General features: G+C 34.8%; 20 protein-coding genes and 1 pseudogene. 17 read left to right on the top strand and 4 right to left on the bottom strand.

Annotated elements, in window-relative coordinates; all coding sequences use genetic code 11:
- Positions 1 to 59 precede the first annotated feature (59 nt).
- The 7 genes and pseudogenes from MKO96_RS03320 to MKO96_RS03290 form a co-directional block, all read left to right on the top strand.
- A pseudogene (locus MKO96_RS03320) lies at positions 60 to 250 on the top strand (hypothetical protein); the annotation flags it as partial.
- Between the two features lie 396 nt (positions 251 to 646).
- Entirely contained in the window at positions 647 to 1,768 is a 1,122-nt protein-coding gene (mmgD, locus tag MKO96_RS03315; RefSeq protein ID WP_140386743.1) for a citrate synthase, read from the top strand.
- 98 nt (positions 1,769 to 1,866) lie between these two features.
- On the top strand, positions 1,867 to 3,303 hold the full coding sequence (gene prpD, locus MKO96_RS03310; protein WP_137051701.1) for a 2-methylcitrate dehydratase: 1,437 nt from the start codon (positions 1,867 to 1,869) through the stop codon (positions 3,301 to 3,303).
- Between the two features lie 18 nt (positions 3,304 to 3,321).
- Positions 3,322 to 4,230 (top strand): methylisocitrate lyase, encoded by a 909-nt coding sequence (gene prpB / locus MKO96_RS03305; protein WP_097857151.1) that lies wholly within the window; start codon positions 3,322 to 3,324, stop codon positions 4,228 to 4,230.
- 154 nt (positions 4,231 to 4,384) lie between these two features.
- On the top strand, positions 4,385 to 6,094 hold the full coding sequence (locus MKO96_RS03300; protein ID WP_240586660.1) for an acyl-CoA dehydrogenase family protein: 1,710 nt from the start codon (positions 4,385 to 4,387) through the stop codon (positions 6,092 to 6,094).
- Between the two features lie 16 nt (positions 6,095 to 6,110).
- Positions 6,111 to 7,001, top strand: coding sequence for an NAD(P)-dependent oxidoreductase (locus tag MKO96_RS03295; RefSeq protein WP_000719430.1), 891 nt, complete (start codon positions 6,111 to 6,113; stop codon positions 6,999 to 7,001).
- 36 nt (positions 7,002 to 7,037) lie between these two features.
- A complete protein-coding gene (locus tag MKO96_RS03290; protein WP_016134425.1) occupies positions 7,038 to 8,498 on the top strand; it encodes a CoA-acylating methylmalonate-semialdehyde dehydrogenase in 1,461 nt (486 codons plus the stop codon).
- 70 nt (positions 8,499 to 8,568) lie between these two features.
- Here the strand turns inward: MKO96_RS03290 and MKO96_RS03285 are convergent, their stop codons facing one another.
- Together MKO96_RS03285 and MKO96_RS03280 are read right to left on the bottom strand one after the other, a co-directional pair.
- Positions 8,569 to 9,201 carry a LysE family translocator gene (locus tag MKO96_RS03285; RefSeq protein ID WP_240586659.1) on the bottom strand — a complete coding sequence of 211 codons (633 nt, stop codon included), beginning with the start codon at positions 9,199 to 9,201 and terminating at the stop codon, positions 8,569 to 8,571.
- Positions 9,202 to 9,428: 227 nt separating this feature from the next.
- A complete protein-coding gene (locus MKO96_RS03280) occupies positions 9,429 to 10,484 on the bottom strand; it encodes an enoyl-CoA hydratase/isomerase family protein (RefSeq protein ID WP_240586658.1) in 1,056 nt (351 codons plus the stop codon).
- Between the two features lie 316 nt (positions 10,485 to 10,800).
- On the opposite strand from MKO96_RS03280, the gene MKO96_RS03275 reads away from it, so the two are divergent.
- From MKO96_RS03275 to MKO96_RS03260, 4 genes are all read left to right on the top strand, one after another.
- The gene (locus MKO96_RS03275; protein WP_046955733.1) at positions 10,801 to 11,058 is read left to right on the top strand and encodes a hypothetical protein; all 258 of its coding nucleotides are present in this window, start codon (positions 10,801 to 10,803) and stop codon (positions 11,056 to 11,058) included.
- A gap of 183 nt (positions 11,059 to 11,241) precedes the next feature.
- On the top strand, positions 11,242 to 11,481 hold the full coding sequence (locus MKO96_RS03270; protein WP_000667347.1) for a DUF2584 family protein: 240 nt from the start codon (positions 11,242 to 11,244) through the stop codon (positions 11,479 to 11,481).
- Between the two features lie 15 nt (positions 11,482 to 11,496).
- Positions 11,497 to 12,654 (top strand): exonuclease SbcCD subunit D, encoded by a 1,158-nt coding sequence (locus tag MKO96_RS03265; RefSeq protein WP_240586657.1) that lies wholly within the window; start codon positions 11,497 to 11,499, stop codon positions 12,652 to 12,654.
- Entirely contained in the window at positions 12,651 to 15,740 is a 3,090-nt protein-coding gene (locus MKO96_RS03260; RefSeq protein ID WP_240586656.1) for an AAA family ATPase, read from the top strand. The genes MKO96_RS03265 and MKO96_RS03260 overlap by 4 nt, the downstream gene beginning before the upstream one ends.
- A 123-nt stretch (positions 15,741 to 15,863) precedes the next feature.
- Here MKO96_RS03260 and MKO96_RS03255 read toward each other — a convergent pair whose 3' ends face one another.
- Positions 15,864 to 16,037, bottom strand: a complete 174-nt coding sequence (locus MKO96_RS03255; protein WP_001142749.1) for a hypothetical protein — start codon at positions 16,035 to 16,037, stop codon at positions 15,864 to 15,866.
- 330 nt (positions 16,038 to 16,367) lie between these two features.
- Here MKO96_RS03255 and MKO96_RS03250 point away from each other — a divergent pair, with 330 nt between their 5' ends.
- Positions 16,368 to 16,667, top strand: a complete 300-nt coding sequence (locus MKO96_RS03250) for an ArsR/SmtB family transcription factor (protein WP_000214798.1) — start codon at positions 16,368 to 16,370, stop codon at positions 16,665 to 16,667.
- Between the two features lie 58 nt (positions 16,668 to 16,725).
- Here the strand turns inward: MKO96_RS03250 and MKO96_RS03245 are convergent, their stop codons facing one another.
- On the bottom strand, positions 16,726 to 16,911 hold the full coding sequence (locus MKO96_RS03245; protein ID WP_000646788.1) for a YkvS family protein: 186 nt from the start codon (positions 16,909 to 16,911) through the stop codon (positions 16,726 to 16,728).
- Between the two features lie 482 nt (positions 16,912 to 17,393).
- Here MKO96_RS03245 and MKO96_RS03240 point away from each other — a divergent pair, with 482 nt between their 5' ends.
- The 5 genes from MKO96_RS03240 (at position 17,394) to MKO96_RS03220 (ending at position 23,807) form a co-directional block, all read left to right on the top strand.
- Positions 17,394 to 18,596 (top strand): L-lactate MFS transporter, encoded by a 1,203-nt coding sequence (locus MKO96_RS03240; RefSeq protein ID WP_240586655.1) that lies wholly within the window; start codon positions 17,394 to 17,396, stop codon positions 18,594 to 18,596.
- A gap of 646 nt (positions 18,597 to 19,242) precedes the next feature.
- Positions 19,243 to 20,028 (top strand): 2,3-dihydro-2,3-dihydroxybenzoate dehydrogenase, encoded by a 786-nt coding sequence (dhbA, locus tag MKO96_RS03235; protein WP_240586654.1) that lies wholly within the window; start codon positions 19,243 to 19,245, stop codon positions 20,026 to 20,028.
- A 26-nt stretch (positions 20,029 to 20,054) separates the two neighbouring features.
- Complete coding sequence (dhbC, locus tag MKO96_RS03230) at positions 20,055 to 21,254, top strand: isochorismate synthase DhbC (RefSeq protein ID WP_240586653.1); 1,200 nt, start codon at positions 20,055 to 20,057, stop codon at positions 21,252 to 21,254.
- A 12-nt stretch (positions 21,255 to 21,266) separates the two neighbouring features.
- On the top strand, positions 21,267 to 22,883 hold the full coding sequence (locus MKO96_RS03225) for a (2,3-dihydroxybenzoyl)adenylate synthase (protein WP_240586652.1): 1,617 nt from the start codon (positions 21,267 to 21,269) through the stop codon (positions 22,881 to 22,883).
- Positions 22,884 to 22,913: 30 nt separating this feature from the next.
- Positions 22,914 to 23,807, top strand: a complete 894-nt coding sequence (locus tag MKO96_RS03220) for an isochorismatase family protein (protein ID WP_240586651.1) — start codon at positions 22,914 to 22,916, stop codon at positions 23,805 to 23,807.
- Positions 23,808 to 23,814: the final 7 nt, after the last annotated feature.

Below are 23,814 nucleotides of genomic sequence, written 5' to 3'. Positions count from 1 at the left end.
ACAAAGATGAAAATTTCAATTGAACTTAACGATTTAAAATGGTTAAAGGATAACATAATAATAGTTCAATTCAGCCGGACTATTCTTTAGGGATAGTTTCTGAGAAATCAGATGGGGAAATCGTGTCAGTTGAGAAAGAAGTCATTCTATTTTGGGAGATGTTTATAATCTTTGGTACTTTAAAAACTATCATTTAGTTAAATGTTACTATGAGGAAACGGAAGAAATTCAATTTAATTATGTGAAATAATAACTTTTTTAAAAATAAATAAGTTTTATATAAGAATTATATTGATGAGATAGTGAAATAAATATCATGTAAAAACGAGTTGTATATGTGTACAGCTCGTTTTTTTTATTTTCTTAAAAAAATTGGTTGAATGATATATTCTGTAGGATTTTCTGAGTCATCCTTATATTTTGTTTTAATAAGACGCATAAAGAAGTCAGTCCTTTCTTTATAAAATGTGAAAATTATTTTTGAAAAATTGTATTGTTACATCGGTAAAAGTATAGGAAACTTATCATTATAAAATAAATTGAAATCTTCTAAAAACTCTGATACATTGAAATAGAAATGTAGTTTCACAGTATTGTAAAGGCTTACAGTTATGTGCACGAAGATCTATTAGGATTGGAGGAAATAATGATGAAAGCTGAAGAAAAATTTTCCCCGGGATTAGATGGTATAGTGGCAGCGGAGACGAAAATTTCGTTTCTTGACACAGTGAAAGGTGAAATTGTAATTCAAGGGTATGATTTAATCGAACTCTCAAAAACAAAAGAGTATTTAGATATTGTGCACCTTTTATTGGAAGAACATCTACCGAATGAGGATGAAAAAGCACAAATTGAAAAGAAATTAAAAGAAGAATACGCGGTACCAGAAGGTGTATTCAACGTATTAAAGGCATTACCGAAAGAAACGCACCCGATGGATGGATTGCGTACAGGTGTGTCCGCATTAGCTGGTTATGATAATGATATCGAAAACCGCTCGTTAGAAGTAAACAAAAGCCGCGGGTACAAATTATTGAGCAAAGTACCAAACATTGTAGCGAATAGCTATCATATTTTAAATAATGAAGAGCCAATCCAGCCTCTTCAAGAATTATCATATAGCGCGAATTTCTTCTATATGTTAACAGGTAAAAAACCAACTGAACTTGAGGAGAAGATCTTTGATCGTTCCCTTGTTTTATATAGTGAACATGAAATGCCAAACTCTACATTTACAGCGCGCGTTATTGCATCAACGCAATCGGACTTATATGGTGCTTTAACAGGTGCAGTTGCATCTTTAAAAGGTAGCTTACACGGTGGTGCGAACGAAGCGGTTATGTACATGCTGTTAGAAGCTGGTAATGTTGAGAAGTTTGAAGAGTTGTTACAGAAGAAATTATATAACAAAGAAAAAATTATGGGCTTTGGACATCGTGTGTACATGAAGAAGATGGATCCAAGAGCACTGATGATGAAGGAAGCTTTAAAGCAGTTATGTGATGTAAAAGGTGATTATACACTATATGAAATGTGTGAAGCTGGAGAAAAGATTATGGAGAAGGAAAAAGGAATTTATCCGAACCTTGATTATTATGCAGCTCCAGTATATTGGATGCTTGGTATTCCAATTCAACTTTACACACCAATCTTCTTTAGCTCTAGAACAGTGGGACTATGTGCGCACGTAATTGAGCAACATGCGAACAATCGATTGTTCCGTCCACGTGTAAATTATGTTGGCGAGCGACATGTACTTAGTAAATAAGAACAACTGGGGAGTTGTTAGCGCCGCCCGCTAGATGGGTGTTTGACCGACACCCATCATTAATAATAACGAATTTTCGACAGAAAGGGAAGAATAGTATGATTAAAACAAATGAAATTAAACAAAAAGATGCATTATTAGAAGAAATTGCGGATTATGTATTAAATAAAGAGGTAACTAGCGCAGAAGCATTCAGTACTGCTCGCTACGTATTACTTGATACACTTGGATGCGGAATTTTAGCACTACAATATCCAGAGTGTACGAAATTACTAGGACCAGTTGTACCAGGAACAATCGTGCCAAATGGTACACGTGTACCAGGTACGTCATATGTGCTTGATCCAGTGAAAGGTGCATTTAATATCGGATGTATGATCCGTTGGTTAGACTATAACGATACTTGGCTTGCAGCAGAGTGGGGACATCCATCTGATAACTTAGGCGGAATTTTAGCAGTTGCAGATTATATTAGCCGTGTTCGTATCTCAGAAGGAAAAGAACCATTAAAAGTACGTGAAGTATTAGAAATGATGATTAAAGCACATGAAATTCAAGGTGTACTTGCTTTAGAAAATAGCTTAAACCGCGTTGGTCTTGACCACGTATTATACGTAAAAGTAGCAACAACTGCTGTAGTTGCAAAAATGCTTGGCGGAACACGTGAAGAAATCTTTAATGCATTATCACATGCATGGATTGATAATTCTAGTCTTCGTACATATCGTCATGCACCAAATACAGGCTCACGTAAATCATGGGCAGCAGGTGATGCAACAAGCCGCGGTGTTCATCTTGCAATGACTGCTCTAAAAGGTGAAATGGGATATCCAACAGCATTATCTGCACCAGGCTGGGGATTCCAAGATGTATTATTCAATAAACAAGAATTAAAGTTAGCAAGACCATTAGAGTCTTATGTAATGGAAAATGTATTATTTAAAGTTTCATATCCAGCAGAATTCCATGCACAAACAGCTGCAGAGTGTGCTGTGAAATTATATCCAGAAATTAAAGAAAGATTAGATGAAATTGATCGTATTACAATTACAACTCATGAATCAGCAATTCGTATTATCGATAAAGAAGGTCCATTAAATAACCCAGCTGATCGTGATCATTGCTTACAATACATTACGGCAATCGGTTTATTAAAAGGAGATATCGTTGCGGATGATTATGAGGATGTAGTAGCAAATGATCCACGTGTAGATGAATTACGTAATAAGATGGTTGTTGTTGAAAACAAACAGTACAGTTTAGATTACCTTGACCCGAACAAGCGCTCAATCGCCAACGCTGTTCAAGTTCATTTCAAGGATGGCACTGTAACAGAAAATGTGGAATGTGAATATCCACTTGGTCACCGTTTCCGTAGAGACGAAGCAATTCCAAAAGTTGTTCAAAAATTCACTGCAAATATGGCAGGTCATTATTCTAGTAAGCAACAAGAACAAATTCATGAAGTTTGTCTAAATGAAGAAAAACTAGAAAATATGAATGTAAACGAATTTGTAGATCTATTCTTAAATTAATAATAGGGGGAATTTAGAATGGCTTGGGTTGTGAATAAACAGTCAACACAAGAGGAGCTTGCGAATCGCTTCCGAGCTTTAGTAGAAGCAAATGGGATTTTGCAAATTCCAGGTGCTCATGATGCAATGGCTGCTCTTGTTGCGAAAAATACAGGTTTTTCAGCTTTATATTTATCGGGAGCTGCTTATACTGCAAGTAAAGGTCTACCAGATTTAGGAATCGTGACGTCTACTGAAGTAGCAGAAAGAGCAAGAGATCTAGTAAGAGCTACAGATTTACCAGTTCTTGTTGATATTGATACAGGATTTGGCGGTGTATTAAACGTAGCGAGAACAGCAGTAGAAATGGTGGAAGCAAAAGTTGCGGCTGTTCAAATTGAAGATCAACAATTACCGAAGAAATGTGGACATTTAAATGGTAAGAAACTCGTTACTACAGAAGAATTAGTTCAAAAGATTAAAGCGATTAAAGAAGTTGCACCAAGTTTATATATTGTGGCACGTACAGATGCTCGCGGTGTAGAAGGCTTAGATGAAGCGATTGAAAGAGCGAACGCCTATGTAAAAGCAGGTGCAGATGCGATATTCCCTGAAGCGCTTCAATCAGAAGAAGAGTTCCGTCTATTTAATAGTAAAGTAAATGCGCCTTTACTTGCGAATATGACTGAGTTCGGGAAAACGCCGTATTATAGTGCAGAGGAATTTGCAAATATGGGCTTCCAAATGGTTATTTATCCTGTAACTTCACTTCGTGTTGCAGCGAAAGCATATGAGAATGTGTTTACTTTAATTAAGGAAACAGGTTCTCAAAAAGATGCACTTTCAAGTATGCAAACGAGAAGTGAGTTATATGAAACAATTTCATATCATGACTTTGAAGAATTAGATACTGGAATTGCAAAAACAGTATTATCAGAGGATCAATAGATAAAACAACTAAGGCGATGAGAATACATCTTTGGCAAAACGAACTGCTTGATGTGAAAATTCATCGCCTTCTGTTTTCAAAAATAAGAAATTCCACTCATCGTAGACGAGCATACGTAGTAGCAAGTAAGGCCGAAATGATAGGGGGATTCAGATGGAGAAAACGAAATTACCGTGGGATGAATTTTTTTCACTTAATAAAGATGTGAATCATGCTTTCTTTACGCCAGAAGATTTTTCAGGAGATGAAGATTTAATTGCAAAAACGACAGAACAATTTGTTAAACAAGAAATTGTTCCACAAATGGAGAATATTGAACAACATAATTATAAAGTTTCTCGTCAATTATTTGAGAAAGCTGGAGAACTTGGATTATTAAGTATCGAAGTCCCAGAAGAGTACGGCGGATTTGAGTTAGGAAAGGCAGTTTCAGGGCTTGTAGCAGAAAAAATGGGATATGCTGGTGCATTTAGCGTTTCCTTTAATATACACGCTGGTGTAGGTACGTTGCCTTACATATATTACGGAACGAAAGAACAAAAAGAAAAATATTTGCCGAAAATTGCGTCTGGAGAATGGATTGGGGCTTATGCTTTAACTGAGCCAAATGCTGGTTCTGATGCTTTAAGTGCAAAAACGAGTGCAGTATTAAATGAAGATGGTACTGCTTGGAAGTTAAATGGTGAGAAGCAGTGGATTACAAATGCTCATATGGCAGATGTATACGTTGTTTTTGCGAAGACAAATAAAGGAATGACAGCGTTTATTGTCGAAAGAACATGTGAAGGTGTATCCATTGGACTAGAAGAAAAGAAAATGGGGATTAAAGGTTCTTCAACGGCTACCCTAATTTTAGAAGATGTTGTAATCCCTGCTGAAAATATTTTAGGGGAAGTTGGAAAAGGGCATCACGTAGCTCTTAATATTCTTAACTTCGCTAGACTAAAGCTGGCTTTTGGAAATATTGGAACAGCAAAACAAGCAATTGGTCTGTCGGTACAATATGGAAAAGAGCGAAAGCAGTTCCAAACGGAATTAGTAGATTTTACGATGATTCAAGAGAAAATTGCAAATATGATCATTGCTACATATGGAGCAGAAAGTGCAGCCTACCGTACAGCAGGTGTAATTGATGAAGCAATCCATGAGAGTGATGAGGATCTTATGAAGAAAATGTCTCAATTTGCAATTGAATGTGCACTTAATAAAATAAATGCTTCTGAAACACTTGGTCATATCGTAGATGAAGCTGTACAAATTCATGGTGGTTACGGTTATATGCAAGAGTACGAGGTAGAACGATTATATCGTGATGCTAGAATTAGTCGTATTTTCGAAGGAACGAATGAAATTAATAGATTAACAGTTGCTAAAATGTTAATGAAGCAAATGGAACAAATTGAAGATACTAAAGTAGAGATTGATGTAGCAAACGTTGAAAGAAACCATCGTTACATTTTATTAGCGAAACAATTGTTGAAACAATCTTTGAAAACGCTCTCTAAAACTCCAGGGTTAAAAATTGACCAAGAACAAGAATATTCACGTGTATTATCAAATATGTTAACGGACGTGTACGTCATGGAATCAACATTTTTACGTACGAGGAAAGCAATTAGTAAAAATGGTGAAGAGAAAGAGCGTACGAAACAAATGATAACTGACGTTATTTGTGAAGAAGGCTATCGTAAAGTAGAAGAAGCAGCGATTTCTATACTTTCAGCGGCTGTCACAGAAGAACAAGATAGACACGTAATTTTAGCTGAAATTCGTCAATTATTAGTGCCTTTATACACGAACGTGTTTACGAAAAAGAGAGAAATTGCGAAAGCTATTATAAATCGCGGAAAGTATATTGTGTAAATAGGAGGAAAGCGATATGAAAAAGATTGGCTTTATCGGTTTAGGTAACATGGGTCTTCCGATGTCTAAAAATTTAGTTAAATCAAGTTACACAGTATACGGTGTGGATTTAAATAAAGAGGCTGAAGCTTCCTTTGAAAATGAAGGAGGAATTATTGGCTTATCAATCTCAAAACTAGCAGAAACATGCGATGTGATTTTTACAAGTTTACCTTCACCTCGCGCTGTTGAAGCGGTGTATTTTGGGGAAGAAGGATTGTTTGAAAATAGCCACTCGAATGTAGTTTTAATTGATACAAGTACTGTATCTCCACAATTAAACAAACAGTTAGAGGAAGCTGCAAAGGAAAAGAAAGTAGACTTTTTAGCAGCACCAGTTAGCGGTGGGGTAATTGGAGCCGAAAACCGTACATTAACGTTTATGGTTGGTGGATCGAAAGAAGTATATGAGAAAACGGAATCTATCATGGGCGTACTAGGCGCGAATGTTTTCCATGTTAGTGAGCAGATCGATAGTGGCACAACAGTTAAATTAATTAATAACCTATTAATTGGTTTTTATACAGCTGGTGTGAGTGAAGCTTTAACATTAGCAAAAAAGAATAATATGGATTTAGATAAAATGTTTGATATTTTAAATGTGAGTTACGGTCAAAGTAGAATTTATGAGCGTAATTATAAAAGTTTCATTGCAACTGAAAACTACGATCCAGGCTTTACTGTGAATTTATTAAAGAAAGATTTAGGATTTGCAGTAGATTTAGCGAAAGAAAGCGAACTTCACTTACCAGTAAGCGAAATGCTATTAAACGTATATGAAGAAGCAAGTGAGGCAGGATATGGTGAAAACGATATGGCTGCTTTATATAAGAAAGTTAGTGAACAGTTAATTTCTAACCAAAAATAATAGACTTATATACATCATAAAAAAGGAGAGAATATAATGATTACAACTGAAATTAAACGAGTAAAAAATCATATTAATGGTGAGTGGGTAGAATCTACTGGTACAGAAGTAGAAGCAGTTCCGAATCCGGCGACTGGAAAAATTATCGCTTACGTTCCGCTATCTCCGAAAGAAGATGTTGAAAAAGCTGTTGAAGCGGCAAAAGCAGCATACGAAACATGGTCTAAAGTACCAGTTCCGAATCGTTCACGACAATTGTATAAATATTTACAGCTTTTACAAGAAAATAAAGAAGAGCTTGCAAAAATCATTACGCTAGAAAATGGTAAAACTTTAACGGATGCAACTGGTGAAGTGCAGCGAGGGATTGAAGCGGTAGAACTTGCAACATCAGCACCAAATTTAATGATGGGACAAGCTCTTCCGAATATTGCTAGCGGCATTGATGGATCGATTTGGCGCTACCCAATTGGAGTTGTTGCTGGTATTACACCGTTTAACTTCCCAATGATGATTCCATTATGGATGTTCCCACTTGCAATTGCTTGCGGTAATACGTTCGTATTAAAAACATCGGAAAGAACGCCACTTTTAGCAGAGCGACTTGTAGAGTTATTCTATGAAGCTGGTTTTCCAAAAGGGGTATTAAATTTAGTACAAGGCGGAAAAGATGTTGTAAATAGCATTTTAGAAAGTAAAGATATTCAAGCTGTTTCGTTCGTTGGCTCTGAGCCAGTAGCTCGTTACGTGTATGAAACAGGTACGAAACACGGGAAACGTGTACAAGCGTTAGCTGGTGCAAAAAACCATGCGATTGTAATGCCAGATTGCAATCTTGAGAAAACAGTGCAAGGTGTAATTGGATCTGCATTCGCAAGTAGTGGAGAGCGCTGCATGGCATGTTCAGTAGTAGCAGTAGTGGATGAAATTGCTGATGAATTCATTGACGTACTAGTAGCAGAGACGAAGAAGTTAAAAGTAGGTGACGGTTTCCACGAAGATAATTATGTTGGACCATTAATTCGTGAATCTCATAAAGAGCGCGTATTAGGCTATATTAATAGCGGTGTAGCAGATGGAGCAACTTTATTAGTTGATGGCCGCAAAATTAAGGAAGAAGTTGGAGAAGGTTACTTTGTAGGTGCGACAATTTTTGATGGTGTAAATCAAGAAATGAAAATTTGGCAAGATGAGATTTTTGCTCCAGTATTAAGCATTGTAAGAGTTAAAGATTTAGAAGAAGGTATTAAACTGACAAATCAATCTAAATTTGCAAATGGTGCGGTTATTTATACGTCAAATGGTAAACATGCACAAACGTTCCGTGATAATATCGATGCTGGTATGATCGGTGTAAACGTAAACGTTCCAGCACCAATGGCATTCTTCGCATTTGCAGGAAATAAAGCTTCCTTCTTTGGTGATTTAGGTACAAATGGTACAGATGGCGTTCAATTCTATACACGTAAAAAAGTTGTAACTGAGCGCTGGTTTTAATAGAGAGTAAACAGCCAAAACAGTTATTAAATGAAAACCACCACTATTAATAGTGGTGGTTTTCGTCTTGTTAATTATTTTTTTCAAAAGCTAGTTTAATACCAAAACCAATTAAGACGATTCCTGTTAAGCCTTGAATATAACGTTGCGTCCTCGGTCTTTTCATAAAAGCACTAATTTTATCAATTAAAAATATATAAAAAGCGAACCAAATAACTGTTAAAACGAGGTAAGTAAGACCCATTACAAGAAGTTGGATAAACGTATTATGATTTGGATTTAAAAATTGCGGTAAAAAGGTTAAAAAGAAGACTGCAACTTTAGGGTTTAATAAATTCGTAAGAAACCCTTGGCGAAAGCAAGAAGTGTGTTCATCTTCATTATTTAAAGATATATCGTTCGTATCAAAGCCTTCTTTGTTTCTTACCGCTAAAAGGGCTTTAATGCCAATATAAATTAAATATAGAGCTCCAACGTACTTGAAAATAGAAAATAAAAGCGCTGACTTTACAATAATTGCGGAAAGTCCGATTACTGCTGCTAAAGTATGAATTAAAAGTGCAACACATGTACCGAACACTGTTTTCACCCCACCGACCTTACCAGCAACCAATGTATTTTTCGTCGCCATTGCAGTATCAGGGCCGGGTAAAATAATAAGACAAATAGACATAATGATGAAAAGAAAATAATTTTCAATCATAGTTGCGCCTCCTTTTTTATTTTTAGAATATTTGATTAAAAATAGTGTAGCACACATTTTGATTTAATAATATTAAATTTTATTAAAAAATATTAAATGAGAAAGAGGCTATATAGTAGTGGAATTCCACTACTATATAGCCTCAATTTTATCCCGTATGACCGGACGATCGGTGAGGGCTAATAATAAGCGGGGAATGAACCCCCTCTTATTAATGTTTCACCTTATTATGCATTAAGTAAGTTAAAGAATCGATTTACATCTTCTTCTGAAACATCACTTAACTGCTTATATTTATAATTCGGATTTTGATCCTTATCAACGACAATAGAACGTACTCCTTCGAAGAAATCCGCATGTCTCATGAAATTTTTAGCAAGTACAAGGTCGGTAGCAAAACATTCTTCAACGGACTTATCTTGTCCATCAATAAACTGTTTTAATGTTACTTTTAACGAAATAGGAGATTTTGATAATAGCGTTTCTTTCGTTTTTAAAGCAAAGGAACTTTGATCTTTCTCCAATGAATGGATGATCTCTTCAATTGTATCGAATGCAAAATGTGAATTTATTTCTTCTAATGAAGGAGCAATTTCGCTTTCTAAGCTTGGAGCAGTTGCAAATGTACGAATGACTTCTTTTAAATTAGTATGTACATCATCTTCTTTATGCCAATTTACACTTTCAAGTTCAGTAAGGAAATTTGGTAATGAATCAGATGTTATAAAGTAATCAGCAGCGTTTATAAATAATACGTCAGAAGCTTTTAAAACAGATGCTGTTAAAGCAACATATCGGCCAGCAAATCCTGGAGCTTTATTTAAGAAATAAGCAGCACCGACGTCTGGGAAGAAGCCGATATTCATCTCTGGCATTGCCCATTTCGTACGCTCAGTTACAATTCGATATTTCGCACCATTTGTAAGACCGACACCACCGCCCATTACAATTCCATCTAAACAAGCGATAATCGGTTTTTTATATTGATAAATATATGTATCAATTTCATACTCTTCTTCAAAGAAACGTTCCGCATGCTGCAATGCAGTTTCATTTGAACGCGCTTCATAAAGAGTTTTAATGTCGCCGCCTGCACAAAAACCTTTAGTGCCAGCTCCTTTTAATACGATAAGCGCAATTCGCTCATCATTTTCCCACTCTTTCAGTTTTTGCCCAATTGGTTGTAACATGTCATAAGATAAAGAATTAAGCGCTTTTGGGCGGTTTAAAGTAATTGATGCAACGCCGTTTTCACTAACAGAAAATAAAACGTGTTCAGTCATAATTCATCCTCCCTTACATATCTTCTTATTCTTAATTCTTGATACGTATTGAAATGTCCTTTATAAATTTTGTCTAAAGTTGACGGTACGTGTTAATTTGTATACCGCATATTTTGACGAGATATATTTGCAGGATTTCTGAGGTTGAAAATGAATATTACAACATTACTGTAATTGTAATTATTTGAAATTATCATGATAAACACGCTATTATATATGTGTAAATTATGCATAATCACTTCAAAAAGAGTATTTGAAGTGATTATGATGAAAGAAAAATTGCTTTTCATTAGAAATAGAGAAAGGAGAAATCGGAATGCCAGGACCTTTACTATTGTCGGTGATTATTTTGTCTTCTTTAATGATAGGGATAACGCAGTATTTTCATCATACAGATACGACAGAGGAAGTGAAGGATAAAGTACGACTTGTATTTCCGATTTTTATCATATCTATTTCTTTTTGCATTTTATTAAATAAGGATGGGTACATTATCGCAGTATTTTCATTTTTTGTAGCGATCGTTTTCATTACAGTTTTATATTATGTAATGAAAGACTTTATACAAAAATAAAGATGTCACATTAGACATTTTTATTTTTACAATAAATAAAATTTCACATACCGTATTATATGTAAAAATAAAAAACATATAACAGTAGAAAAGTGTGTGTTTTGCCGTGTATTTACTTGTCAATCTTGCATAGCCAATATACTATTAATAGTGTAGAGATTAGAAAAAGGGGTTGTATCTGTCATGAAATTTGAGATGCACACAAAAATTATTTCAAATGAAAAAGAAGTAAGATTACATATAGAAGAAAACATATTTCAATTAAAATTGGATGGTTATCACTTATTTACAGTTCAAGAAATATTGCCTTTATATAAATCAAATGAAGAAAGAATTGGTAGTGCAATGATACAAAAGTTAGAGTGGGAAAACGGAAAAACTACAATAAACTATCAACTCGTATCACTAAAATCAGTAAATTAAAAGGAGCAGGAAACTATGAAGTTATTTCATACAGCGGATTGGCATTTAGGAAAGCTCGTTCATGGCGTGTATATGACTGAAGATCAAAAGATTGTATTAGATCAGTTTGTACAAGCTGTTGAAGAAGAAAAACCAGATGCCGTAATTATTGCAGGGGATTTATATGACCGAGCAATTCCACCTACGGAAGCAGTAGACTTATTAAATGATGTTTTACAAAAAATAGTGATTGATTTACAAACACCAGTTATGGCGGTTGCAGGAAACCATGATAGTCCAGATCGTATTCACTTTGGAAGTAGTTTAATGAAGAAACAAGGATTATTTATTGTGGGGCAATTTCAATTTCCATATGAGCCAATTATATTAAATGATGAATATGGCGAGGTTCACTTCCATCTCGTTCCATATGCGGATCCAAGCATAGTTAGACATGTTTTGAAAAACGAAGATGTACGTTCTCATGATGATGCGATGCGTATTTTTATGAATGAGCTTTCAGAAACGATGGATAAAGAAGCAAGACATGTATTTGTTGGTCATGCATTTGTAACTTCTGCGGGAGAAGCGGAAGAGAATACAAGTGATGCAGAACGACCACTTTCAATTGGTGGTGCTGAATACGTAAATAGTCATTATTTTGATAAGTTTCATTACACAGCGCTTGGACATTTACATCAAGCGCATTTCGTACGTAATGAGACAATTCGATATTCAGGTTCACCACTTACATATTCTATTTCTGAAGAAAAGCATAAAAAAGGATATTATATTGTGGAACTGGATGAAAAAGGTGAAACAACAATTGAAAAACGTTTACTTACACCACGTCGTAAAATGCGTACAGTAGAAGCGAAAATAGATGAATTATTACAACATCCAGTAAGTGAAGATTACGTGTTTGTAAAATTATTAGACGAAAATCCTGTCTTGCAGCCAATGGAAAAAATACGCTCTGTATATCCAAATGCAATGCATGTTGAAAGATCTATGCAAAGACGAGAGTTCACAGATGAAAATGAAGTAACTGTTTCAAGACATAAAACGGATGATTTATCTCTTTTAAAAGCATTTTATAAAGAAATGAAAGGGCTAGATTTATCAGAAGAGAAAGAACGTCTATTTTTAGATGTTTTGCAAACAGTGCAAGAACGGGAAGGTGAACGAGGATGAGACCAATTCAGCTAATTATGACAGCATTTGGGCCATATAAACAGAAAGAAGTAATCGATTTTAACGATCTTGGAGATCATCGTATTTTCGCCATTTCTGGGAATACAGGAGCTGGAAAGACAACGATTTTTGATGCGATTTGTTATGTGTTATATGGTGAGGCAAGCGGAGAAGAACGTAGTGATACCAGCATGCTTCGCAGTCAATTTGCTGATGATAATATGTATACAAGTGTAGAACTAACCTTTCAGTTAAAAGGGAAACGTTATGAAATAAAACGACAACTTGGACATAAAAAACAAGGGAACAAGACAATTACTGGACATGCAGTAGAACTATATGAAGTGATTGATGAAGAGAATGTTCCAGCTGTTGATCGTTTCCATGTAACGGATGTAAATAAAAAAGTGGAAGATTTAATCGGTTTAAGTAAACATCAATTTAGCCAAATTGTTATGTTACCACAAGGGGAATTCCGAAAACTATTAACATCTGAGACAGAAAACAAAGAAGAAATTTTACGTCGTATTTTTAAAACGGATCGTTATAAGTTAATGCGTGAGTTACTTGATCAAAAACGAAAACAATGGAAAGACGTTTTACAAGAAAAGCAGAAAGAGCGAGAGTTATACTTCCGTAATGTTTTTAAATTACCAATCCGCGATGGAGCATTATTAGAGACATTAGTAGAACAAGAACATGTAAATACGCATCAAGTAGTAGAAGCGTTAGAACAAGAAACAGCTGCCTATAAGGCAGAGGTTGAGCAACTACAAGTAGAACAAGATGTTCAAACGAAGCAATTAAAGAATGCTGAAACACGTTTTCACGCAGCGAAATCTGTAAATGAGAAATTTATAGATTTACAACAAAAGAATGAGAAATATAACACTTTAGAAGAAAACCGTACAGTTATTGAAATGAAAGAAAAATCTTTTAAACGTGCGGAACAAGCGAAGCACTTATTACCATTTGAAAAATGGTACGAAGAAGCAATGCAAAATGAACATAAGACTGAAAGTTTATTAAAACAAATAATCGCTAAAAAAGAAAATGTAACGAAAAGCTTTGAACTTGCTCAGGAGAAATATGAAGCAGTAAAGAATAAAGAACCTGAGAGAGAAGATGCAAAAAAACTTGTTCAAAGATTAGAAGAGTTACAACCGGTTATTGCATCATTAGCTGAGAAACAGTTGAATTTACAAAATGCAGAAGTTCAAGTAGGGAAATTAAAAGAAAGTATGCAAAACTTAGATCAACAATTAGAGGTGCATACAAATCAAAAACAGTTAATGGCTGATGAATTACAGCGATTAGAACGAGCACTTGAGCAATATGTAGCTAAAGTAGAAGAACTAACGAATATGCGAGAAGATGCAAAAGTTTTAAAACAAGCATATGATGTTTGGCAAGAAAAACAAAAATTCGAGCAAGAAAAAGAAGCGGCACATAATAAGATGCAATTGGCAGTTAATGCATATGAAAATATGGAACGCCGCTGGTTAAGTGAACAAGCTGGTATATTAGCTCTTCATTTACATGATGGTGAATCTTGTCCAGTATGTGGGAGTACGAACCATCCGAAAAAAGCTACAGAACAAAGTGATGCGATCGATGAAAAAGAGTTAAATGATTTAAGAGACAAGAAGAATATTGCTGAAAAATTACATGTTCAATTAGAGGAGAAATGGAATTTCTATCACCTACAATATGAACAGGTAATAGAAGAGGTTAAGCAGCGAGGTTATCGCTCGGAAGAATTAGTTGAAACATATAGTGCGCTTGTTCAAAAAGGAAAGCAATTAGCAACAGAAGTGAATACGTTAAAAGCAAGCGAAGAAACGCGTAAGCAAACTGCTGTGAATATAAAAAGCGTAGAAGAAAAAGTAGATGTACTTCAGAAACAAAAGCGTGAGGTAGAAACAGAGCATCACCGTACAGAAATGGAGTGTATGCAGCTTCGTACGTCATATGAACATGATAAGAAAAATATTCCAGATAACTTGCAAACAATACAAGCTTGGAAAGTCCAGTTTGACCAAGCTATGCACGAACTCAGATTAATGGAGGACGAATGGAAGAAAGTGCAGGAAGCGTATCAACATTGGCAAAATGAAAATATACGTATTCAAGCAGAACAGGAAAGCGCTTCTAATCAATTTGAAAGTGCAAAATTGAAGAAAGAAGAGACTTTCGCGCGCTTTATGAAAGAGCTTGAACAGAGTGGATTTACAGATCAAATCACGTATAAAGAAGCCAAATTAAGTGATATTGAGATGGAGCTGTTACAAAAAGAAATTCAAAGCTATTATTCATCTCTTGAAGTGCTTGCAAAACAAATTGAAGAGTTACATGCTGAATTAAAAGATAAAGAGTATATGGATATTACAGCGTTAGGTGAACATATAAAAGATTTAGAAATAAATCTTGATATCACTAAAGAAAAACGTCAACGTGCGCAAAATGCGGTAACATATATTTCTGATTTGCATGAAAATATTAGACGTATTGATGAACAAATTCATGAGGAAGAAAAAGCTTTCCAAGAACTTGTTGATTTATATGAAGTAATGAAAGGTGATAACGAAAGCCGCATATCATTTGAACGTTACATCTTAATTGAGTATTTAGAGCAAATTGTTCAAATTGCAAACGAACGATTACGTAAATTATCAAATGGACAATTTTATTTAAAACGAAGTGAACGAGTTGAAAAGAGAAATCGTCAAAGTGGATTAGGTTTAGATGTTTACGACGCATACACTGGTCAAACACGTGATGTGAAAACATTATCGGGCGGTGAGAAATTTAACGCATCACTTTGCTTAGCGCTCGGAATGGCAGACGTAATTCAAGCATATGAAGGCGGTATTTCCATCGAAACGATGTTTATCGATGAAGGATTCGGTTCATTAGATGAGGAGTCATTAACAAAAGCAGTTGACGCCTTAATTGACTTACAAAAATCAGGCCGATTTATCGGTGTTATTTCACACGTTCAAGAGCTGAAAAACGCAATGCCGGCTGTGTTAGAAGTAACGAAGCAGAAGGATGGGTGTAGTCAGACTAGGTTTGTGGTGAAGTAAGTTCAATTGTAATTCATACTTAAAGCATTGTTTGCGAGTTTTTAGTATAAAAATTATGATAAAACAAATGCCGCCTCTTTATAGAGGTGGCATTTGTTTGTTATTCAGAATTAGACAATGCACCTACGAGTTATCTGGAGAAGGCGGTGTATTCTCCAAACGATTATAAGCTTTAAAAGCTGAAATTGCCGATATAACACCACCTACTAAAAATAAAGCTGATCCACTGACCAATATGATACGACTGACATATGTTTCGCGAGCTTCTTCAACTTCTTCTTGTAACATTGTTGGCATTTGAAATCCCCCTAAACAACATTTATTTTGTAGATAGTATATACAAACGCCTAAAATATGTTAAAATCACTGGATAGTGTTATGAGGAAGTATATAGTTACATGTGAATTGTTTGAAAAATCTTCATTATAAATATATGCTAACTTCACATAGAGCACATATTAACATTGTATTATGTATATGTACCAAATAAATAAAGTGAATTGTATTTCGTTCTGTTTTTAAAAATTTAAAATTCTATTATTTTTATATAAAGGTTTCACATCGGAGTTTTAAATATTTTGGAAATAGATCTAAATAAGAGGAATTCATATAAAAGGGGAATGTCTTATGACAACATATACGAGTGAAATGAGAAAAAGTTTAGTTTCAGAAGAAGATGTAGATATTTTGAAAATTATGGCGCACCCAATCCGATTACAAATTGTAAATGAATTAAGTACGAGAAAAACTTGTAACGTAACACAATTAACAGAATTACTAAATATTCCACAATCGACTGTTTCGCAACATTTATCAAAAATGAAAGGTAAAGTGTTACGAGCTGAGAGAAGAGGTTTAGAAATTTATTATCACATTAATAATCTAAAAGCGAGTAAGATTGTAAGTGTTTTAGGATATATAAACTAATGAAGTATTTTCATATAAAATAGCCGCTGCTGGTGAGCAGGGGCTATTTTTTGTTGTTTTATGTATTCGTATTTAAAATTTTATAGTTTTTATGATTTACAATTGTTCGATCAAATTCAAAAGTACCACCGCTTACATCTGTAATTTCAACTAAGACCGATTCAGTATAAAGTTTTAATACAGATCCTGTAATCTTTAAATTATTTCGTTGAAAAAGTATAGTATCCCCTACGTTTGCTTTCATAGTACCTCCTCATTAAAGACAGAAATATTTTTTTATTATATATATTAAACCACGTATAGATATATTAGTGAATATTTAGTTTTATTTATCAATAAAATATTTTTTATTTTATAAAAAATAAAGTGCATCGTAGTGTGAAAATAGTTTTTTTCTGTTTGTATAGGAAAATCAAAATTTTGCAATATAGCCATCATATAACTTGAGACATAATTTTTATAAAGAGAGATGATAAAACAGCTGTAAGTCGTATTGATGCAAAACATTATAATAGCTACTTACGTATTTAATAATTCGTTTTTTGTATTTCGACCTTCGTTTTCTGTAACTAATTCCATATTTTTGACGCTCTATCTTGTAAGTGCTTACATAAACGGGAACATCTTATACAATGAAGGTGTTAAATCAAATGAGGTGGCCAATATGAACATAAAAAAAGAAAATTTAGCGAATAGCATTGAAATAGAAAGAGGAGGCGGAATGATATGAAAAAATCAAATGTTAATCCATGGCTTGTTGTCCTTGGCACAGTCATAGTACAAATGGGACTTGGGACGATATATACATGGAGTTTATTCAATCAGCCTTTAGTTAGTAAATATGGTTGGAGTTTAAACGCTGTTGCTATAACTTTCTCAATTACTAGTCTTTCCTTAGCGTTTTCAACTTTATTTGCGAGTAAATTGCAAGAAAAATGGGGACTTCGTAAACTTATTATGATAGCTGGACTAGCATTAGGACTAGGATTAATACTTAGTTCACAAGCTTCCTCATTACTATTGCTTTATGTACTAGCAGGGGTTGTTGTAGGTTATGCAGATGGTACAGCATATATCACTTCACTATCCAATTTAATAAAGTGGTTTCCAAAGCGTAAAGGTTTAATTGCTGGTATTTCTGTCTCTGCATATGGTTCGGGTAGCTTAATCTTTAAATATATTAACGCACAGTTAATTGAATCAGTTGGTGTATCACAAGCGTTTATATACTGGGGTTTAATTGTTACAGCTATGATTGTCCTTGGCGCTTGTTTAATCCATCAAGCTGCAGATCAAGGAGCAGTTCATGAAACAAAAACTCACGAATATACAACGAAAGAAATGTTAGGCACAAAACAAGTATACTTATTATTTATTATGTTATTTACATCATGTATGAGTGGCTTGTACTTAATTGGCATGGTAAAAGACATTGGTGTTCAACTTGTAGGGCTTAGCGCAGCGACAGCAGCTAATGCGGTGGCTATGGTTGCAATCTTCAATACATTAGGTCGTATTATTTTAGGACCGTTATCAGATAAAATCGGCCGTTTAAAAATCGTTACTGGTACATTTGTTGTTATGGCAGCTTCAGTCTTGGTTTTAAGTTTCGTAGATTTAAATTATGGTATCTACTTCGTATGTGTAGCAAGCGTAGCGTTTTGCTTTGGTGGAAATATCACTATTTTCCCAGCTATCGTTGGTGATTTCTACGGTATGAAAAACCATAGTAAGAACTACGGAATTGTGTATCAAGGATTTGGATTTGGAGCACTTGCAGGTTCCTTTATCGGTGCACTTCTAGGTGGATTTAAACCAACCTTCATGGTGATCGGTGTATTATGTGTCGTATCATTTGTTATCGCAATTTTAATTCAAGCACCTAAGCAGAAAAAAGAACAAGAAGAAGAGTATCGCAGCGTAGCATAAGTATATAAATCTTCTATAACACTATAAATACGAAAAAGCATCCTATTAAATAGGGTGTTTTTTTTATGAATGATTGTAACGAGGTTATATAATCTTTGGAATTTTTTGAGACAAAAAAGTAAGTGAAATATCTATTTGGATTATATTGGAATATTGAAAGATGGTACATTATATTCTAAATACGTATTAAATCTTAAATAATAAACACGACATGCATCAATAATTGCAAGATATACTTTCTCGATATTTTCAGAAAAATGTTGAGAAAATATATAATCGATTTTTTTGTAAGGCTTTGAAAATGAAGGTATCTACAGTTTATCTTCTTCAATTTTAAAAAGAGGAGTATGAATTATATTTTTAATGTAAGTACGTACTAATGCTTTTAAATGTAATTGTATTGAGAAGTATTAAAATATTTTATCTGAAAAATAAAAATAGGTTGACAAGTTTATTGAGAAACATTATCATTGCGATGTAAGAATATTAAATGAAAAACATTATCAATAAATATTAATTTGATGAAAAGTACACTTGACCAATTAGTTTAGTAAGTGTATTATTTTTTACATCATCAGTGATAATGAAAATCGTTATCATTTATGTTGTTAAACTTGATTTATTTTTATATGAAAGGATAGAGGAAATGAGCCTAGGGGAATTTGATGGAAAAACCGTTTTAGTAACAGGTGCAGCGCAAGGTATAGGTAGTGTTGTAGCAAAAATGTTTTTAGAAAGAGGAGCTACAGTTATTGCGGTTGATCAAACTGAAGAGGGGTTAAACGTACTCTTAAATCAAAATGAATTAAATGAAACACGTGTGAAAACCTTTTGTTTAGATGTGAGTGATAGTGCCGCTGTTGAAGAAGTAGTAGAACGGATTGAAAATGATATAGCACCGATAGATATATTAGTAAATGTTGCAGGGGTTTTACGTATGGGAGCGATTCACTCTTTAAGTGATGAAGAATGGAATAAAACATTCTCTGTAAATTCTACAGGAGTTTTCTATATGTGCCGAGCAGTAAGTAAATATATGATGCAAAGAAAGTCAGGGGCAATTGTTACAGTTGGTTCAAATGCAGCGAATACGCCGAGAATGGAGATGGCTGCGTATGCTGCATCAAAAGCTGCAACGACGATGTTTATGAAATGTTTAGGGTTAGAACTTGCAGCATACAATATTCGCTGTAACTTAGTTTCTCCAGGTTCTACTGAAACTGAAATGCAAAGATTATTATGGGCTGATGAGAATGGAGCTGAAAATATAATTGCTGGTTCTCAAAATACATATAGACTCGGTATTCCGTTACAAAAAATTGCACAACCTTCAGAAATTGCTGAAGCAGTATTGTTTTTAGCCTCTGATAAAGCGAGTCATATTACAATGCACAATTTATGTGTCGATGGCGGAGCTACATTAGGAGTTTAATAAAAAATTCAGGAGGTTTTAATACTATGAATGAACTTATAGCCGTAAAGGAACTGTCAGAAAAATTATTAGAAGATTATAAAACTGAATCTTCGTTCTTTTTTGCTTCACCAACTCGAACGATATTGACAGAAGGAGAGTTTACTACAGTAAAACATCATGAAATTGAAAGTTTTACAGAACTTGTACAAGCGGTATTAAGTAATGCAAAACAAGCTGGAAATCCGAATCCTATCGTTGTTGGTGCTTTGCCTTTTGATCGTAGAAAAGAAGTTCAACTTATCGTACCAGAACATAGTAGAATTACTGAGCGTTTACAGTTAGAGACAACAAATGAGATAAAACGAAATGAGAAACTGACATTCGAAATGACACCGGTTCCAGCTCCTGAAGTTTATATGAATGGTGTGAAGCAAGGGATTGAAAAAATTCGGGACGGAGATTTAAAAAAAATCGTTCTATCTAGATCGTTAGATGTTAAATCTTCAGAGAAGATTGATAAACAAAAACTACTTCGCGAATTGGCAGAGCATAATAAGCACGGTTATACATTTGCTGTTAATTTACCGAAAGATGAAAATGAAGACTTTAAAACGTTAATTGGAGCAAGTCCTGAATTACTCGTTTCACGTAATGGTATGCAAGTTATTTCTAATCCGTTAGCTGGTTCAAGACCACGTAGTGATGATCCAGTGGAAGATAAAAGAAGAGCAGAGGAATTACTTTCTTCTCCAAAAGATTTACATGAACATGCGGTAGTAGTGGAAGCGGTTGCTACTGCACTTCGTCCATACTGTCATACATTACACGTTCCAGAAAAACCATCCGTGATTCATAGTGAAGCGATGTGGCATTTGTCTACTGAAGTGAAAGGTGAACTAAAGGATCCAAATACTACTTCTTTGGAATTAGCAATTGGTCTTCATCCTACGCCAGCAGTTTGCGGAGCGCCTATGGAAGAAGCGAGAGAGGCGATTCAAAAAATTGAGCCATTTGACCGTGAATTCTTTACAGGAATGCTAGGATGGAGCGATTTAAATGGTGATGGTGAATGGATTGTTACAATTCGCTGTGCTGAAGTGCAAGAGAATACACTTCGATTATTTGCAGGAGCAGGAGTGGTTGCTGAGTCAAAACCAGAAGATGAGTTAGCAGAAACATCAGCTAAGTTCCAAACAATGCTGAAGGCTTTAGGGTTAAGAGATAATTCGCTGAATGAAAAATAGGGGGAAGAAAGAATGTTAACAGGTTATACGGAATGGCCAGAAGAATTTGCAAATCGTTATCGAGAAGTAGGATGTTGGCCTGGAGAAACTTTTGGTTCGTTGTTAAGAGAACGTGCTGAAAAGCATGGAGATGAAATTGCGGTTGTAAGTGGTGATACGCAAATAACATATAGTGAGCTTGATAAAAAAGTAGATCGCTTAGCTGCAGGCTTACTGAATTTAGGAATAAAGCAAGAGGATCGAGTTGTAATCCAATTACCTAACATTATCGAGTTTTTCGAAATATGCTTTGCGCTATTTCGAATTGGAGCACTTCCTGTTTTTGCACTACCTTCACATCGAAGCAGTGAAATTAGTTATTTTTGTGAGTTTGGTGAGGCGAGTGCTTACGTTATTTCAGATAAGGCTCTTGGCTTTGATTATCGAAAACTAGCAAGAGAAGTGAAAGAGAAAGTACCAACTTTACAACATGTAATTGTAGTCGGAGAAGAAGAAGAGTTTGTGAACATAAGTAATCTGTATATAGATTCCATTCCATTACCAGAAGTTCAGCCAAGTGATGTTGCGTTTCTCCAATTATCAGGAGGGACAACAGGACTTTCTAAATTAATTCCTAGAACACATGATGACTATATTTATAGTTTACGTGTTAGCGCTGAAATTTGTAATTTAAATGCAGAAAGTGTCTATATGGCAGTTCTTCCAGTAGCACACAATTACCCGATGAGTTCTCCAGGGACATTTGGAACTTTGTATGCAGGGGGAAAGGTAGTGTTGGCAACTGGAGGGAGTCCAGATGAGGCATTTGCTCTTATAGAAAAAGAAAAAGTAACGATTACAGCGCTCGTTCCACCATTAGCAATGATTTGGCTTGATGCTGCCTCTTCCCGTAATAACGATTTATCGAGCTTGCAAGTGATTCAAGTAGGTGGTGCGAAATTTAGTGCCGAAGTTGCGAAGCGTATTCGCCCTACATTTGGATGTACGTTACAGCAAGTGTTTGGTATGGCAGAAGGGTTAGTAAATTACACGAGATTAAATGATCCAGAAGAAATCATTATTCATACACAAGGGAGACCGATGTCTACATTTGATGAAGTACGAGTTGTTGATGAAAATGATAACGATGTAAAACCTGGTGAAGTGGGTAGTTTATTAACAAGAGGGCCCTATACAATTCGTGGCTATTATAAAGCAGAAGAGCATAATGCACGATCATTTACAAAGGATGGATTTTATCGCACAGGTGATCTTGTAAAAGTAAATGAACAAGGTTACATCATTGTAGAAGGTAGGGATAAAGATCAAATTAACCGTGGTGGTGAGAAAGTTGCTGCGGAAGAAGTTGAAAATCATCTATTAGCACATGATGCAGTACATGATGTAGCCATTGTATCAATGCCTGATGATTATTTAGGAGAACGTACTTGTGCCTTTGTTATAGCTCGAGGACAAGCTCCAACAATAAGCGAATTAAAAATGTTTTTAAGAGAACGCGGTATAGCAGCTTATAAGATTCCAGATCGAATTGAATTTATTGAATCATTCCCGCAAACAGGTGTTGGAAAGGTAAGCAAAAAAGAGTTACGTAAAGTCATTACTGAAAAACTTATTACGGTAAAACAATAAAAAATATAAAAATTGGAAGGAAGTGATTAGATGGCTATCCCATCTATTTCAGTATACAAAATGCCAGTTGAATCAGAACTACCAAAAAATAAAGTGAACTGGACACCAGATCCGAAACGTGCGGTTCTTCTAATCCATGACATGCAAGAATATTTTCTTGATGCATATAGCGATAAAGAATCACCAAAAGTAGAACTTATTTCAAATATTAAGGTGATAAGAGAAAAATGTAAGGAACTTGGTATACCAGTTGTTTATACAGCACAACCAGGTGGACAAACGTTAGAACAACGAGGGTTATTACAAGATTTCTGGGGGAACGGTATTCCTGCTGGACCAGATAAAAAGAAAATTGTCGGTGAACTTACTCCTGATGAGGATGATATATTCTTAACAAAATGGAGATATAGTGCATTTAAAAAGACAAATCTATTAGAAATTTTAAATGAACAGGAAAGAGATCAACTTATTATTTGCGGTATTTATGCACATATTGGCTGCCTTTTAACAGCTTGTGAAGCATTTATGGATGGTATAGAGCCGTTCTTTGTAGCAGATGCAGTTGCTGATTTTTCATTAGAGCATCATAAACAAGCATTGGAGTATGCATCTAATAGATGTGCAGTAACGACATCAACAAACATACTGTTAAAAGATTTACAAAGTGTAAAAAGTAATGAGAGTGAAGGAATCACTATACAGGAAGTGCATGAACTAGTTGCACAACTACTTCGTGAGCCAGTAGAGAGTATTGATATTGATGAGGACTTACTAAATAGAGGACTTGATTCGGTCAGAATTATGAGTTTAGTAGAGAAGTGGCGTCGCGAAGGGAAAGAAATAACTTTTGCAGATTTAGCAGAACGTCCAACTGTTTCCGATTGGTACAGTTTACTATCTTCACAGACAGCACAGGTACTGTAACAAATAG

The organism is Bacillus sp. ES1-5 (genome assembly GCF_022487605.1).
Classification (GTDB): domain Bacteria; phylum Bacillota; class Bacilli; order Bacillales; family Bacillaceae_G; genus Bacillus_A; species Bacillus_A wiedmannii.
The sequence above is the reverse complement of the archived record's forward strand: the minus strand, read 5'-3'. Positions and strand labels throughout refer to the sequence as shown.